This is a genomic window from Gimibacter soli (genome assembly GCF_028463845.1).
Classification (GTDB): domain Bacteria; phylum Pseudomonadota; class Alphaproteobacteria; order Sphingomonadales; family Kordiimonadaceae; genus Gimibacter; species Gimibacter soli.
The window spans coordinates 3051244-3067160 of sequence record NZ_CP116805.1; the positions used below are offsets into that span (position 1 = coordinate 3051244).

Annotated in this window: 14 protein-coding genes; 9 read left to right on the forward strand and 5 right to left on the reverse strand. The window is 61.6% G+C overall.

Annotated features, from left to right (window positions below; genetic code table 11):
- Positions 1 to 14: 14 nt before the first annotated feature.
- On the reverse strand, positions 15 to 938 hold the full coding sequence (gene ubiA, locus PH603_RS14095) for a 4-hydroxybenzoate octaprenyltransferase (protein ID WP_353507421.1): 924 nt from the start codon (positions 936 to 938) through the stop codon (positions 15 to 17).
- A gap of 129 nt (positions 939 to 1067) precedes the next feature.
- Between ubiA and PH603_RS14100 the strand changes: the two genes are divergently transcribed.
- The 5 genes from PH603_RS14100 to PH603_RS14120 all read left to right on the forward strand — a co-directional run bounded on the left by PH603_RS14100 (position 1068) and on the right by PH603_RS14120 (position 5396).
- A complete protein-coding gene (locus PH603_RS14100) occupies positions 1068 to 1802 on the forward strand; it encodes a 16S rRNA (uracil(1498)-N(3))-methyltransferase (protein ID WP_289503191.1) in 735 nt (244 codons plus the stop codon).
- A gap of 120 nt (positions 1803 to 1922) precedes the next feature.
- Positions 1923 to 2453: a cysteine dioxygenase family protein gene (locus PH603_RS14105; RefSeq protein ID WP_289503192.1), complete on the forward strand. Its 531-nt coding sequence runs from the start codon at positions 1923 to 1925 to the stop codon at positions 2451 to 2453.
- 123 nt (positions 2454 to 2576) lie between these two features.
- A complete protein-coding gene (locus PH603_RS14110) occupies positions 2577 to 3941 on the forward strand; it encodes a glutamate--cysteine ligase (RefSeq protein WP_289503194.1) in 1365 nt (454 codons plus the stop codon).
- A gap of 9 nt (positions 3942 to 3950) precedes the next feature.
- Positions 3951 to 4433, forward strand: coding sequence for a GNAT family N-acetyltransferase (locus tag PH603_RS14115; protein WP_289503195.1), 483 nt, complete (start codon positions 3951 to 3953; stop codon positions 4431 to 4433).
- Between the two features lie 126 nt (positions 4434 to 4559).
- On the forward strand, positions 4560 to 5396 hold the full coding sequence (locus PH603_RS14120) for a flagellin (RefSeq protein WP_289503196.1): 837 nt from the start codon (positions 4560 to 4562) through the stop codon (positions 5394 to 5396).
- Positions 5397 to 5473: 77 nt separating this feature from the next.
- Here the strand turns inward: PH603_RS14120 and PH603_RS14125 are convergent, their stop codons facing one another.
- From PH603_RS14125 to xseA, 3 genes are all read right to left on the reverse strand, one after another.
- Positions 5474 to 6427, reverse strand: coding sequence for a CsgG/HfaB family protein (locus PH603_RS14125; protein ID WP_289503198.1), 954 nt, complete (start codon positions 6425 to 6427; stop codon positions 5474 to 5476).
- 108 nt (positions 6428 to 6535) lie between these two features.
- Positions 6536 to 7219 carry a TorF family putative porin gene (locus PH603_RS14130; protein ID WP_289503200.1) on the reverse strand — a complete coding sequence of 228 codons (684 nt, stop codon included), beginning with the start codon at positions 7217 to 7219 and terminating at the stop codon, positions 6536 to 6538.
- Between the two features lie 74 nt (positions 7220 to 7293).
- Complete coding sequence (gene xseA, locus PH603_RS14135) at positions 7294 to 8769, reverse strand: exodeoxyribonuclease VII large subunit (RefSeq protein WP_289503201.1); 1476 nt, start codon at positions 8767 to 8769, stop codon at positions 7294 to 7296.
- A gap of 112 nt (positions 8770 to 8881) precedes the next feature.
- Between xseA and purD the strand changes: the two genes are divergently transcribed.
- From purD to PH603_RS14150, 3 genes are all read left to right on the forward strand, one after another.
- Complete coding sequence (gene purD / locus PH603_RS14140; RefSeq protein WP_289503202.1) at positions 8882 to 10165, forward strand: phosphoribosylamine--glycine ligase; 1284 nt, start codon at positions 8882 to 8884, stop codon at positions 10163 to 10165.
- Between the two features lie 105 nt (positions 10166 to 10270).
- Positions 10271 to 12082 carry a potassium/proton antiporter gene (locus PH603_RS14145; RefSeq protein ID WP_289503203.1) on the forward strand — a complete coding sequence of 604 codons (1812 nt, stop codon included), beginning with the start codon at positions 10271 to 10273 and terminating at the stop codon, positions 12080 to 12082.
- A gap of 13 nt (positions 12083 to 12095) precedes the next feature.
- Positions 12096 to 12926, forward strand: coding sequence for a sterol desaturase family protein (locus PH603_RS14150; protein WP_289503205.1), 831 nt, complete (start codon positions 12096 to 12098; stop codon positions 12924 to 12926).
- 8 nt (positions 12927 to 12934) lie between these two features.
- On the opposite strand, the gene PH603_RS14155 is transcribed toward PH603_RS14150, so the two are convergent.
- Positions 12935 to 14452, reverse strand: coding sequence for a PAS domain-containing sensor histidine kinase (locus tag PH603_RS14155; protein ID WP_289503206.1), 1518 nt, complete (start codon positions 14450 to 14452; stop codon positions 12935 to 12937).
- Positions 14453 to 14701: 249 nt separating this feature from the next.
- Between PH603_RS14155 and PH603_RS14160 the strand changes: the two genes are divergently transcribed.
- A complete protein-coding gene (locus PH603_RS14160; RefSeq protein WP_289503207.1) occupies positions 14702 to 15910 on the forward strand; it encodes an efflux RND transporter periplasmic adaptor subunit in 1209 nt (402 codons plus the stop codon).
- The last annotated feature ends 7 nt before the right edge of the window (positions 15911 to 15917 follow it).

Below are 15917 nucleotides of genomic sequence, written 5' to 3' on the forward strand. Positions count from 1 at the left end.
TACTTGGGTAGTGGCTAACCCCACATCCGGTCCGCGACGATGCCGATGAAGACGATCCAGCCGAAATGGATGTTGGAGCGGAAAACTCTCAGGCACACTGCCGGGTCATCGATATCGACGCGCACGATCTGCGCGCCAAGGTGAAGCCCCGCAAGCGCGATGCCGATGTAGTAGATTTGGCCCATGTTTGCAAGCAAACCCGCACCGACAAGGCAGGCGAGAAAGAGGCCATAAAAAAGGGTAACCCAGCCCTTGGTGCCGGCGCCCAGCCGAAGGGCCGTGGACTTCACGCCGATCAGGGCATCGTCTTCCTTGTCCTGATGGGCATAGATCGTATCGTAGCCGAGCGTCCATGCAGGCCCGCCAGCATAAAGGACGATAGCCCAAAGGGGCAGCTCGCCCATTGCCGCCGCTGCGCCTAAAAGGGCGCCCCAGTTGAAGGTGAGGCCAAGCCACGCCTGCGGCCACCAGGTGATCCGCTTCATGAAGGGGTAGCCGGCGACAAGCAGCAGCGACGCCGCGCCCACCATCACCGCAAACTGATTGAAACTGAGGAGGACCGCGAGCCCCACAAGGCACTGTGCCCCAAGAAAGACCCACGCACCTTTCAGCGTCACCTCACCCGCCGGGATCGGACGGCTGCGGGTACGGGCGACCTGCCCGTCGAAATCGCGGTCGACGATATCATTGTAGGTGCAGCCGGCCCCGCGCATCACGAGCGCACCGATGGCAAAGAGGGCGAGATACAGGATATCCGGCCCGCTGCCTTCAGGGGCCGCCATCGCGAGCGCCCACCAGCAGGGCCACAGAAGGAGCCATGTGCCAACCGGCCGGTCCATCCGGGCAAGCTTCAGCCACGGCCGCCAGCTTGCGGGCGCGTGCCGGTAAACCCAGCTTCCCTCGACCGCATCGGCGGTTTTTTGCACTGTCACGGCCATTGCTGCCCTCATGTTTCCATACCCTGCCCCTTTGTGCCATGCCTGCCGCCAAGTCAAGCACGGCTTGACAGCCGCCCGCCCCCGTCGCAGTTCTTGGGGTGAACCTAACGGGAGACGATGATGCGCGCCATGAGCGGGATCAGGCTTTTTGTGGAAGACGACCTGCCGGGCGCGGGGCTCGTGACCCTGTCGGCCGATCAATCCCACTATCTGGGCAACGTGATGCGCGCCCGCATCGGCGACAGCGTCCTTCTGTTCAACGGACGGGACGGCGAGTGGGAAGCCTCGGTCGCCGAGATCGCCAAGAAGGCTGTCACACTCAGCCTCAAGGCCCGCACTCGGGATCAGGCCGCCTCGCCGGACCTGTGGCTTTGCTTCGCGCCCATCAAACGCGCGCGGCTTGATTATATCGCCGAGAAAGCGACCGAGCTTGGCGTCTCTCACATCGTGCCGGTGATGACCCGCCGCACCAACGCCGGCCGGGTGAATACCGACCGCCTGCATGCCAACGCCGTGGAAGCCGCCGAACAGTGCGAACGGCTGGACGTGCCCACCCACACCGACCCCCAGAAACTTGAAAAGCTGCTGGCCGATTGGCCCGAAGGCCGCCGCCTAATGTTCTGCGACGAGGACCTTTCCGGCAAAAGTGCCGTCGAAGCGCTGCGCGAAACGGCGAGCAACACGACCGATCCATGGGGCATCCTCATCGGCCCGGAAGGTGGGTTTGATGACGCCGAACGCGCCATGATCCGCCGCATGCCACAAACGATAACAGTTTCTCTCGGACGGCGAATCCTTAGGGCTGATACTGCAGCCATGGCCGCAGTCGCGCTATGGCAAGCCGCGATTGGTGACTGGAAGTAGAATCATTTTCTACAAATTATCGAGATAAATTCGAACTTCGCAAACACTTTTCGGGCATAGGGTGGTATTGTATCCCACATAATTGCAGCAAGACGCGAATATGATTTCAGGGAATATGCCATGCCGCGCGATACTATTTTTCTGCAAACCAGCCTCAGCGACTTTATCGTTCGCCTGACTGCAGCGCTCGACGCCGACGGCTCCACCCCGAAAGATACTGTCGCCGCCCTGATGCGTGACATGATCGACGAGATCGACCTCGCCCCCCACCTCACCTCCCCCGCCAATGACTGCGGCTACAGCCGCAACATCGTCCACACCGACCCCAAGGGCCGCTTCAGTGTGCTCGCCATCGAGTGGCTGCCCGGCGCCATGACCGCCATCCACGGCCACCGCGCCTGGGGCTGCGTTGGCGTGGCCGAGGGCACCATCGGCTGCGACATGTTCGAACTGGTGAATGAAGAGACCCATCAGGTGCGCCTGTCGGACTTTATCGAAGCCGGGAAAGGCGCCATTGCCGCCGTCGACCCCAAGCCCTGCGGCATCCACCGGCTGTATAACCGTGGCACCAGCCGCGCCGTTACCCTACATGTGTACGGGATCGACCTTTCGACTGACCCCTGCTGCATCAACGTGCCTTACCATTTCTGACACGCGTCCGATCACGGGTTAGCCTTCCTTTCGTCACGACCCCGTGACGAGAAATAAGATTTCTTGTACGGCCAACTTTCAGCGCTTATGAGGGTTTCAACATAGAAACCTGAGGGCAGCGAAATGTCAGAGTACGGTCCAATCATTGAATCGAAAGCCGAACTCACGGCTTATCTGGAAGGCGGTTCCAAACCGGATCGTGCCAGTTGGCGGATCGGGTCGGAGCACGAAAAGTTCGTCTTCCACCGTGCCGACAATGCCCCGCTCGCCTATGAAGGAACCGATGGTCGCCCCGGCATCCATGATGTGCTGAAGGCTTTTGTGGATCGTGGCTGGAACGGGATCGGCGAAGGCGACCATATCATCGCCGCCGAAAAGGACGGCGCTTCCATCACGCTGGAGCCCGGCGGCCAGTTCGAGCTTTCGGGTGCTCCCCTGGAAACGCTGCATGAGACCTGCAACGAGACCTCGGCGCACCTGCGCGACGTGAAAGCGATTGGCGAAACACTCGGCATCGGCTTCCTCGGCCTTGGCTTCCACCCCGTGTTGAAGCGCGAGAATGTGCCCGTGATGCCGAAGGGCCGTTACAATATCATGCGCGCCTATATGCCCACCAAAGGCAGCCTCGGGCTCGATATGATGCTGAGGACCTGCACCGTTCAGGTGAACCTCGATTTCGCGGACGAAGCCGACATGGTGGAAAAGTTCCGCCTCAGCCTCGCCCTGCAGCCGCTCGCCACCGCGCTTTTCGCCAATTCGCCCTTCAAGGAAGGCCGCCCGAATGGCATGAAAAGCTACCGCAGCCACATCTGGACGGATACCGACCCCGACCGCTGCGGCATGCTGCCCTTCGTGTTCGAGCCCGGCATGGGCTTCGAGCGTTATACCGACTATCTTCTTGATGTACCGATGTATTTCGTGAAGCGCGACGGCAAATATATCAATGCCGCCGGCCAGTCCTTCCGCGATTTCATGGCGGGCAAGCTGCCGGCCCTGCCGGGCGAGAAGCCGACGATGGAAGACTTCAAGGATCATATGACCACCGCCTTCCCGGAAGTGCGCCTGAAGCGTTATCTGGAAATGCGCGGGGCCGACGCCGGCCCGTGGTCGCGCCTTTGTGCCCTGCCCGCTTTCTGGGTCGGCCTCCTGTATGATGCGAACGCCCAGACCGCCGCTTATGACCTTGTGAAAGGCTGGTCGGTCGCCGACATGGAAGCCCTGCGCGTGGACGTGCCGACGCATGGTCTTGACGCCACGATCCAGGGACGCAGCCTGCAGGATCTATCGCTGGACGTGCTGAAGATCGCCGACAGCGGCCTCAAGGCCCGCAATATGGCATCAACCTGCGGGGAAACCGAGCAAGGCTTCCTTGCCGATCTTTTCGAAACCGCCCGCTCGGGCAAGGCGCCCGCCGATATCCTCATGGACCGCTATAACGGTGAATGGGGCGGCGACGTGACCCGCGTATTTGCAGACTTCGCCTACTGAGGGAGACCTATGAGCCAGATCGACATTCGCCTTGGCAGCAAGGCCGACGTACCCGTCATCCTATCTTTCATCAAGGAACTCGCGGAGTATGAGCGCCTGTCGCATCTGGTGGTCGCAACCGAGGAAACGCTTGGGGCGGCGCTGTTTGGCGACCGCCCGCAAGCCGAGGTGGTGATTGCGGCACTGGGCGGCAAAGACGTGGGCTTCGCCCTCTTCTTCCACAATTTCTCGACCTTCCTTGGCAAGCAGGGCCTTTATCTTGAAGACCTCTATGTCCGCCCCGAAGCGCGCGGTGCTGGCGCCGGCAAGGCGCTTCTGAAGCATCTCGCCAAAATAGCCGTCGAGCGCGATTGCGGCCGTTTTGAATGGTCGGTCCTCGACTGGAACGAACCCTCGATCCAGTTCTACAAATCGCTGGGCGCCAAACCGATGGACGAATGGACCATCTTCCGGCTGGACGGCGACGCGCTCACCGCACTCGCGGGCAACTGACCCCTCACGCGACCAATTCCCTCGCCCCGAAAATTCTGATAATCTCCGCCCTATCGGCCACGAAAGGCCGGGTCGGCAAAAGGCCGGCCAGAACAAAAATGTTCGGTAAGCGAAAGAACACGCGTTATGGCCTTCTCGGTCAATACGAACCCCAGCGCCCTTCTGGCGCTGCAGATGCTGTCCAAAACCAATGCAAGGCTCGAAGTCTTGCAGCGGCAGATTGCGACGGGTCTCAAGGTTTCTTCCGCCAAGGATAATGCTGCCGTTTTTGCCATAGCCCAGCGCATGCGGGGCGAGGTCGCCGGGCTCAATGCCGCGCGCGGCTCCATTGACAGGGCACTTTCCGAAGTTGATGTGGCGCTCGCCGCCGGCGAAGCCATTTCCGACCTGATGATCGAGATGAAGGAACTGGTGGTTGCCGCCAAAGACCCGGGACTCGATAGCGCCAGCCGCAAGTCGCTCAACGACGAATTCATCCAGCTGCGCGACCAAATCAATTCGATTGCCAACAACGCCACCTTCAATGGCCGCAATGCGGTGAAGAATGGCGGAAACTCAATTCAGGCCATTACGGATTCGACCGGCTCTGCCGCCAATGTCATCACGATTGCTGCGCAGGACTTTTCGCTGGAAGGCAACACGGTCAATCTCCTGAGCCTCACCTCCAACATTTCTAGCATCGAAGGCGCGGGCTCCGTGCAGGCACTTCTCGAGACCTCGCTTGATAATGTGAACGAGGCGCTTTCCAAGCTTGGTGCCGGCGCCAAACGGCTTGAAATCCAGAAGGAATTCACCGGCAAGCTGCAGGACAGCATCAATGTGGGTATCGGCAATCTTGTGGATGCCGATATGGCCCGCGTGTCAGCCGAATATAATGCCCTTCTGGTGCGCCAGCAGCTGGGCCTGCAGGCGCTGGCCATTGCCAATCAGGGCCCGCAGCTGATCCTCGCCCTCTTCCGCTAGTTCCCCCCAAGACGACCCCAAAGAAGAAAGGGCCCCGACGGGGGCCCTTTCACTGTCATCAGCAGATTGGTGAAGGCTTATTTCGCAAGCTCGAAGAGGATCGAGGAAACCCAGCCCTTGTTGCCAAGCTCGTCTTCCACTTCCCACATCACGCCTTCCTTGTTGCCGGTCGGATACAGCATCATGCCGGGGTCAACGGGGCGCACAACGGCGCTCGCCGGGTCAGCCGTCGTATACATGCGGCCCGGCTTCACCATATTGACTGCCTGGCTGAAGTTTTCTTCCGAAGCGTTGTCCGGCAGCGCACTGAACTGCGAGACGAGATCGGTGTAGGCCTGCAGATAGGCGAGCGTGATCACCTGCCCGATTTCGGTATTCTCATAGCCGGACGCGCCAGCCGCACCAAGGAAACCGCCCGAGAAGAGACCGCCACCGGCGCCCCAGCCGAGGTCTTTCTTCTTGGCATGGCCTTCCACCATCGCGACCTGCTCGGACGAGCGGACGTCGGTGACGGTGAGAACGACGTTTGCCGTTTTCTTCTTGATGCTGATCCCGCCGGCGATAGCACCAGCGGTACGACCGCCAAGCAGGCCACCGACAAGGCCGCCGATGGCGTTGCCGCCAGCCGACGAGTTCGAGGACACCAGATCAGGCACCAGCACATAGTCGGCCGCTTTCATCTGGCCTGCCCCGATGTTGGAGCCCCGGCGCAGGTCGCCGCCCGAGGCAAGCGCACGTTCGGCCTGCAGTGCCACCATGCCCTTGCCGCGATCGACAAGCGTAAAGCAGCCGGATTTCATCACAAAAACCTTGATCAGCGCCTCGGGGCTGCCGAGCTCATACTGGCGCCACCACTGGTTTTCCGGCTCCACAACGGCAAGCGCGCCGAGCTTCTTGTCGCAATGGGGAATCTGTGCGGATTTTTCGTCTTTTACCTTCTGAACATCCTTCGCGAGGACGGAGGAAGGCGTAATAAGCATCGCCACAGTGGCAAAAACAGCCGCCACGGGGCCCATAGTTCTGATAGTCATTGAGCACCCCTGCTGAGTATGTATCGGGACGCAAAGACTACGCCCGGATCAGGGGATTGTCCAGTTAACGAGACACCTCAGGCGGTATAAAAAACCACCCCGCCCGGCTCAGAAATAGAAGCGCGCGCCGACGCTGACCGTGCCCGAGGCGCGGGGGTCGTTTTTCGATGTATCGTCATACATCAGCGTCAGTTCTACCCGATCCAGAAGGAAGGCGGAAAGCCCGACACCCCAGTCCCAGAGGTTGGCGCGGCCATCGCTGCGCATGTCATAGCCCAAACGGGTGACGAAGGTCAGCTCGGGCAAGTTCGGGACCGGCACTTCGAGGTCGGAAAAGGCATAAAGGCTTGCCACATCCGGCGTGTGCCAGCGCCCTTCGGGCGACCAGGCAAGTCCGCCACGGACGAAGAAAAGCCCAAAGTCACGCGCCATGCTGCCACGAACGCCCGGCAGCGTGCGGGTGCCATCGTCGCCGTGATACATGTCAAGCTCGCCCGAGATATCATAGATCACGGTGCCTTTGTCGACGCGGTAGCCCGCGAAAAACTCGGTTTCCACCTGCCCGCCCAACCGGTCGTCAAAAGTGGCCGCCAGCATGCCGCCATAAAGCCCGCTGGTGTGATAGGCAGCAACTGACCCGAGGGCGGCGAAATCCTTGTCGGAAAGACTGATGCCGCGGTCACGGTAATCGCTGACAACGCCGACATAGCCTTCAAGATCGATATCGCTTGCCTGCACGGCAGGGGCCGCCGCCACAAGGGCCAGGGCCGTCAGCATGTAACGTGTTGTCATTCTTTCCTCTCCTCGCTGCCTGTTTTCCCTTCTCTGCGGGGCAAAGCGGGCAAAAATGCGGCAGACTGCGCCTTTCAGAACAGGCTGCCCTGTCCGGCGGGTGGTTCCTTGCGCTTCGGTGCCGGTGCCGGTTTGGGCTTCGGGGCAGCAACGGACTTCGCGCCCGCCTCGCCGCCGTCGACCTGCATGCTAACAGACCCGTCCCGGAAACGCACATCGACACGGTCTCCGGCACCAAGCGAAGCCGCTGCCGTCACCGGCTGGCCATCAGCGTCCGTGACCATCGTATAGCCGCGCTCCAGCACCCGCTCGAACGACAGGCTTTCAAGGATTCGGCCCTGCGCCACCAGCCGTTCGCCAAGCCGGTCCAGCTTCGTGGCATAAGCCGGATTGAGCCGCGCCGAAACACTCGTCAGGCGTTCGTTCCGGTAGCGGATCGATTGCTTCAGCGACGACAGGCTGAGTGCCCCGACGAGCCGATTGAGCCGCGATTCCTGCGTGCGCGCCACGGCCATCAGGGCGCGCGGCAAGCGTTCCGAAAGCTCGTCACAGCGCTGGCTGGCGAGCCCCAGAAGATCGCGCGGCTTGGGCAGCGCGCGGGCCAGATGCGTCAGTCGCTCGCGTCGGTCGGTGATCAGCCGACCACGCTGGAACGCCAGCCGCTTGCCGAAATCGGCAAGCGTATAATCGAGATCGGCCTTCACCGGCACTGCCATCTCGGCCGCCCCCGTAGGGGTGGGTGCCCGCAGGTCGGAGGCGTAATCGATCAGCGTCGTATCGGTTTCGTGGCCCACCGCTGAAATCAGCGGAATGGTGCTTTCAGCCGCCGCCCGCACCACGATTTCCTCGTTGAAGGCCCAGAGGTCCTCTATGGAGCCACCGCCGCGCGCCACGATCAGCAGATCGGGCCGGGGCACAGCACCCATGCCATCAATGGCATTGAAACCCCGGATGGCTGCAGCCACCTGCCCCGCCGCACCCTCGCCCTGCACCAGCACAGGCCAGACAATCACATGGCGCGGGAAACGGTCGCTCAGCCGGTGCAGGATATCGCGGATTACCGCCCCCGTCGGCGACGTCACCACACCGATCACCTGCGGCAGATAGGGGATGGGCTTCTTGCGCGAAACCTCGAACAGGCCTTCGGCCGCCAGCTTCTTCTTGCGTTCCTCAAGAAGCGCCATCAGGGCGCCGGCGCCGGCTGGCTCCATTTTCTCGACGACCATCTGGTATTTGGAGCGGGCCGGGTATGTTGTCAGCTTGCCGGTGCAAACCACCTCAAGCCCGTCTTCGGGGTTAAAGGCAAGCTTGCGGGCCTGCCCCGCCCAGCAGACGCCGTCCATCACCGCATTCTCGTCCTTGAGGCCGAAATAAAGGTGGCCGGAAGCCGCGCGCTTGACACCCGAAAGCTCGCCGCGCACCCGCACATGGCCGAAGATATCCTCGACCGTGCGCTTCAGATTGTTCGAAAGCTCGGAAACGGTGAAGGCATGGGCATTCGTCGCGTTTTCCGCGCCTTGGCCGCCCCAGCCTTCGTCATCGTATCCCATTGCTGTCGTTCCCCCTTAAAGGCTTGAGTGATGGTGAACCTATGCTACAAGGGGCCGGCATTTCAAGCCCGGCGCGGCCTGCCGGGCTCTTTCAAGTCTGGCGAGGTGGCATATGAATATTCTTCTGATCGGATCGGGCGGCCGGGAACATGCGCTTGCCTGGAAAATCCGCCAGAGCCCGATGGTCGATACGCTTTATGCCGCCCCCGGCAACGGCGGGATCGATGCCGTCGCCACCAATGCGGGTCTGGACGTAACCGACCATGCCGCCATCATCGCCTTCTGCCGCGAAATGGCCATCGAACTGGTTGTTGTCGGCCCCGAGGCACCGCTCGTTGCCGGCCTTGTCGATGACCTCCGCGCGGCAAACATCAAGGCCTTCGGGCCCACCAAGGCGGCAGCCCAGCTTGAGGGTTCCAAAGGCTTCACCAAGGATATCTGCGCCCGCTACAACATCCCGACCGCCGCGTACAAGCGCTTCACGGACGTTGCCGCCGCCAAGGCCTATGTAACCGAGCAAGGCGCGCCTATCGTGATCAAGGCGGACGGCCTTGCCGCCGGCAAGGGCGTGATTGTCGCCATGACGCTCAAGGAAGCGCTTGAAGCCATCGACGATATGTTCAGCGGCGAGTTCGGCGACGCCGGCGCCGAAGTGGTCGTTGAAGCCTTCCTTGAAGGCGAGGAAGCCAGCTTCTTCGCGCTTTGCGACGGCAAAACGGCCCTCGCGCTTGCCACAGCACAAGACCACAAACGCGTGGGCGACGGCGACACCGGCCCCAACACCGGCGGCATGGGCGCCTATAGCCCCGCCCCCGTGATGACGCCTGCCCTGTGCGACCGCGTGATGGCGGAAATCATCGAGCCGACCGTGAAAGCCATGGCCGACATGGGCCACCCCTATACGGGCGTTTTCTTCGCCGGGCTGATGATCACCGACAAAGGCCCGGAGCTGATCGAATATAACTGCCGCTTCGGCGACCCCGAATGCCAGGTCCTGATGACCCGCATGAAAAGCGACATCGTGCCGCTGCTCATGGCTGTGGCCACCGGCGACCTTTCGAACGCTGCCGTCGAATGGTCGGATGACCCTGCCCTCACCATCGTCATGGCCGCCAAGGGATACCCCGGCGCCTACCAGAAAGGCAGCGAGATCAAAGGGATCTCAGAAGCCGAAGGCAAAACCGGCGCTCATGTCTTCCACGCAGGCACCAAGGCGGAAGGCGGCCATGTGCTGGCCACCGGCGGCCGCGTGCTGAACGTAACAGCGACCGGCAAAACCGTTTCCGAAGCGCAGGCCAAGGCCTATGCCGCCGCCGATATCATCGACTGGCCCGAAGGCTTCTGCCGCCGCGACATCGGCTGGCGGGCGGTGGCGCGGGAACGCGGCGAAGCATAAGCCACCAATAGCATTTGCGCACACTGCAAATGCCCGGTAGATCATAAGGTAAGAGGCCGCCACGCATCTGGCGCAGGTGGCCCGCAACCGAACAGCCGGGGCCTTATGATCGACGCCATCAACATTGGCATCCTTGTCGTATCGCTTTTGATCGTGATCGCCGTATTCACGAGCCTCTTCAGCTCGCGCTTCGGTGCCCCGCTGCTGCTTGTCTTCCTTGGCGTCGGCCTGCTGGCCGGCGAAGACGGGCTTCTTGGCATCCAATTCGACAATGCGGCGACGGCCTACTTCATCGGCTCCATCGCGCTTGCGCTGATCCTCTTTGACAGCGGGTTCGAAACAAAGCTCGCGAGCTTCAAGATCGCCGCCACGCCTGCCATCACGCTAGCCACCGCCGGGGTATTGCTGACCACCGGCATCATGGGCGCGGCTGTGCATTATCTGTTTGATCTGCCTTGGCTTCTCGCCCTCCTTTGCGGCGCGATTGTAAGCTCCACGGACGCCGCTGCCGTCTTCTTCCTGTTGCGGCTGGGTGGCATCCATTTGCGTGATCGGATGCAATCCACCATCGAGGTGGAATCGGGCTCGAACGACCCGATGGCCATCTTCCTCACCATCATGCTCGTGGAGCTGATTGCCGCCCCCGCGGGCGAGACGCACACGGCATGGAGCTTCGTGCAGATCCTGTTCCAGCAGATCGGTTTCGGTATCGCACTTGGCGTCGGCGGCGGGCTTGTGATTGTCGAGCTTGTGAACCGCGTGAAGCTTGATGCGGCCCTTTACCCCATCGTGCTTCTGGGCTCGGCACTCGCTCTGTTCGGGCTTGTCGGCACGCTTGGTGGCAGCGCCTTCCTCGCCGTTTATGTAGCAGGGCTGTATGCGGGGAACGTGCCGCTCCGGAACGCCGGATCGCTCCGCCGCTTCCAGCGTGTGACCACATGGCTGGCGCAAATCGGCATGTTCCTCACGCTGGGGCTTTTGGCCACGCCGTCCGAATTCGGCGTCGTGCTGGTGCCTGCACTTGTTTTGACGGTCATCCTGATTTTCATTGCCCGCCCTGTGGCCGTATGGGCCTGCATGTGGTTCTTCGATTTCAGCCGGGCCGACATCACCTTCATGTCGTGGGTGGGCCTGCGCGGGGCGGTGTCGATCCTCCTCGCCATCGTGCCGCTTCTGGCTGGTATCGAAGGCGCGCAGATGGTGTTCAATGCCACTTTCATCGTGGTGATGGCTTCGCTGGCTATCCAGGGCTGGAGCATCGGCCCGGTGGCCCGGTGGCTGAAGGTGACCGTACCCCCGCGCGAAGGCCCGGTGGAGCGGATCGACCTGCCCTTGCCCGTGGAAACCGATCAGGAAATCCTTGTTTACAAGGTCCATCCCCAAAGCCGGGTCGCCAAGGGCGAGCTGATCCCGCGCTGGGCCATGCCGTCCCTGATCTTGCGGGACCGGCAACTGCTGCAGTCCCACATGGCCGGCAACATCAAGGCGGGCGATCACCTTTATGTCGTCACCGCACCCGGCCGGGCCGGGCTTCTGGACCAGCTTTTCGCCGGGCCTGCTGCGGACGACCATGACCGTGACCTGTTCGGGGACTTCATCCTGTCGCCTGATGCGCTGCTCGCCGATGTTGCCCGGCTATATGGCTTCCCGCTCAAGAAAGGCGACGAGGAAGTGACCGTCGCCGGCGCCATCAAGCGCGAACATCACGGCCTTCTGGAACGCGCCGACCGGGTCGCCTACGGCCCGGTGGACCTGATCGTCCGTCATGTCGACGACCGCCACCGCATCACGGAGGTTGGCCTGTCGCTTGATGCCGACGACCTGTCCCCTAAACCGATTGTTAAGGACGGGCTGCTAGACCGCTTGAAGGCAAACCTCGCGGCCCGGCGCAAACAGCGCGGCAGCGAGGACAAATAAGGCGAGACGGCATATGGACCTGATGATTGCAGGATGGGAACGGCTGGAAGGCGCGACACTCGACCTGCTGCTGGCGGCCTGTTTCTTCGTACCGCTCGGGCTCCTCGTCAACTGGCGCAGGCTGCGCGCCGGGATCGCCCCTTTAAGGGAAGAAACACGGTTCAATCTCACCGTCTTTGCCATCGACGTCCTGTTTGTGACGCCGATTATCGTGATGCTCGTGTATCAGATGCGGCTGGCCATGCCGGATAGCCTGATCCCCGGCCTGACGCCCGAAACCTATGCGCTAATCGGCATTCCCCTGACGGCGTTTCTGGCGGTTTTCGCAGGTGACGCGACCAGCTATTTCCGGCACCGGCTGGAACACAGCAGGCTATTGTGGCCCGCGCATGTGATGCATCACAGCGACCGCGCCATGACGTTTCTCGCGATCTTCCGCTTTCATCCGGTGAACCGGCTGACCACTGCCCTGATCGACGGCTTTGTGCTTGCGGCCCTCGGCTTCCCGGCATGGGCCGTCGTCATCAACAGCCTTGTCCGGCACTATTATGGCATGTTCATCCATGCCGACCTGCCTTGGACCTACGGCCCGCTCGGGCGCTTCTTCGTTTCACCTGCCATGCACCGCTGGCATCATGTTCGGGAAGGGGCAGGCGTCGGCAGCAATTTCGCGACCGTCTTTTCGATCTTCGACCAGCTTTTCGGCACCTATTATGTGCCCGGCCCCTGCCGCGAGCCGCTGGGCGTGACCGAGGCCGCTGGCAAAGGCGTTTCCGGCCAGCTGGCGCACCCGATCAGGATCTGGAGCCGCGCACTGACCCCTCGCCGTCCCGAAGAGGCTTGACCCGCCGCCTACTGCTGTTCGTGCTTGGATTTCTTGGGCTTCACCTTGTCGCCCGGGAAAACAACGCTGATCGAGGTGCCGACACGCGGCACGCTGTCGATCCCGACCGTTGCCCCCATCTTGTCAGCAAAGGCGATCACCAGCGGCAGGCCGAGGCCCGAGCCTTCATGGTTGCGGGCAAGGCCACTGTCCACTTGCCCGAAGGGCCGCTTGGCGACACGGATTTCATCCGCCGTCATGCCGATGCCGGTATCTTCCACAATCAGCGCCGCACCGCGGCCGAGGGTGCGTTCGAACTTCAGGGTTACCGTGCCGCCGGCTTCGGTGAATTTCACGGCGTTCGACAGCAGGTTGAGGCATATCTGCCGGAACAGGCGTTCGTCCGCTTCCACATAGATGCTGTCGTCGATATCGCGCACCAGCGTGACGCCGCCGTTTTCGGCGCGCTGCTCCATCAGGTGCGTGACCAGATCGAAGCTTTCAACCGGATCGATCCAGGTAAGCGAAGCTTCCAGTCGGCCGGCCTCCACCTTCGACAGATCGAGGATATCGTTGATGATGGACAGGAGGTGCGTGCCGCTGTTGTGGATATCGCGGGCATATTCGGCATAGCGGGCCATGCCAATCGGCCCCAACATCTGTTCGGCCAGAATCTCCGAGAAGCCGAGAATGGCATTGAGCGGCGTCCTGAGCTCATGGCTCATGTTCGCCAGGAACTCGGATTTCGCGCGATTGGCGATCTCGGCCGTGTCGCGGCTGCGGGCCAGTTCCTGCGCCTGCACGATGTCTTCGGTCACGTCGCGACCGATCAGCAACAGCACCGGTTCCGGCGCGGTTTCGATCTTCTGGGCGAAGAGGCGGAAATGGCGGATCACATTGCCACGCGCCAGCACGGTGGCTGGCACATCGGTCATCGAAGCCGTCATCTTCAGCTCTTCCGAGAAGCGGCTGTTGAACATGGGATCTGCCCACATGCAGATTTCCTCGGCCGTCTTGCCGATCACGTCGTCGCGCCGGCGGCCAAGGACATTGAGGAAACTGGGGTTAACATCAAGGAAGCGACCGTCCTTGAGGCTGGATAGCGACATGGCATCGGGCATCAGGCGAAAGACATTACGGAACAAGGCTTCCGAACGTGCCCGCCCTTCGCGCTCCTGCACTGTCTCAGTTACATCCGTGATGCTGCAGACAACAGCCTTGCGACCACCCCACAGCGTGGCGCGGGGGCCACAAGAAAGCCAGCGCAGGCGATTCTCGCCGTCGATCACCCTGATTTCATGGAAGCCGGCACCAGCATCACAACCATCAGGTGACAGGATCGCATCTAACCCGTCGGCGTCTTCAGGATGGACCCAGCGGCGCAGATCGACGTCCGCCAGCTTCCGTCCACCGGCCTGCAGCCCGAGAATTTCATAGAGGCGCCCATTGGCAAAAAGCACCGCATCTTCCGATACGACCAGAATGCCTTCAGCAAGTGAATCGAGAAGGACGGCGAGACCGTCCCTGAATTCCAGCTCGATCGACACAATACTCCCCCGGAAAGGGTTGGCGCAGGAGCGGTTTGAAAATTCGGAACCGCCCAGTGCAACATCATAGAAAGACTTGGGGTTTAAGGGAAGCACGAACATGACAACGGTTACGATAGGGCATACATCGGACTGATATAGTCCCGCCCCGACATTTAGCCGTGACATGTATATAGATTTGATATATACCTGCTGACATAAACAACAGGGCTCGAAAAAGAGCCCGCAAACAGCGAAAGCGAGGACACAGTGAGGAAGATTCTCAAAGTCGCAGCACCTATCGCGGTGCTGGTGGCTGGTGTGGCAGCATTCCAGATTCTGGATGCCACCAAGCCGCAACCCGAAAAAAACGAAGACAAGCCCCGCCCGACGTCACTTTATGTCGATGAAGTGCGCTCTGAAACCGTGACCGTCGGCGTGAAAACGCAAGGCGAAGTCAGCGCAAAAACGCAGATCGACCTGATCCCGCAGGTTTCAGGCCGTATTGTGAAGGTTTCGGACGCGTTCGCGGCTGGCGGCACCTTCCGTCCGGGCGATGTTCTGGTCCAGATCGACCCCGCGGACTATGAGCTGGCGGTGACCCGCGCCCGCGCCCGCATCGCCGAAGCGCGCGTGAAGCTCGATCAGGAACTGGCCGACGCCGAAATCAAGCAGAAGCAGTGGAAAGACTGGGTGAAGGACGGCGAGCCGACCCCGCTGGCGCTGAACAAGCCGCAGGTCGCTGAAGCCGAAGCCAAGCTCCGCGCTGCTGAAGCCGATCTGGCCGAAGCGCAGCTTGCCCTCAGCCGTACCCGCATCACCGTGCCCTTCAATGGCCGTGTGGTTGCCCGCAACATCGGCGTTGGCCAGGTGGTGAATGCCGGCACCTCGATCGGCCGCGTGTTCGCGACCGATGTTGTCGAAATCAAGCTGCCGCTGACCGACAGCCAGATTGCCGAACTCGGCCTGCCGATCGGCTTCAACGCCAACACCAACAACCCCGCGCCGGTTGTTACCCTTTCGGCAACGCTTGGCGGTCGCCAGCATGTCTGGGAAGGCTCGCTTGTCCGCACGCTTGCCGACGTCGACAAAGACACCCGCCTGATCTACGCGGTCGCTGAAGTTCAGGACCCTTATGGCAAAAGCGCCGATATGGGCATGCCGCTTGCGGTTGGCCTTTTCGTGAACGCTGAAATCGCCGGCACCAGCTCGCGGGCAGCCCTTGTGATGCCCCGCGTGGCGCTCCGTGGTGAAGACAAGGTCTATGTCATCAACAAGGATGACAAGCTTGAAATCCGCCCGGTGGAGATCGTTTCCACGTCGGTCGACACGCTGCTTGTCTCCGAAGGCGTTGCAGCCGGTGAACGCGTTGTCGTGTCGCCCGTGCATTCGGCCTTCGATGGCATGCATGTTGTGCCCATCATCCGCACCGTGGAAAACGAGTCGGCCGCAGAATCCGCCACTGTTGCGTCGCGCTGATAGGGGG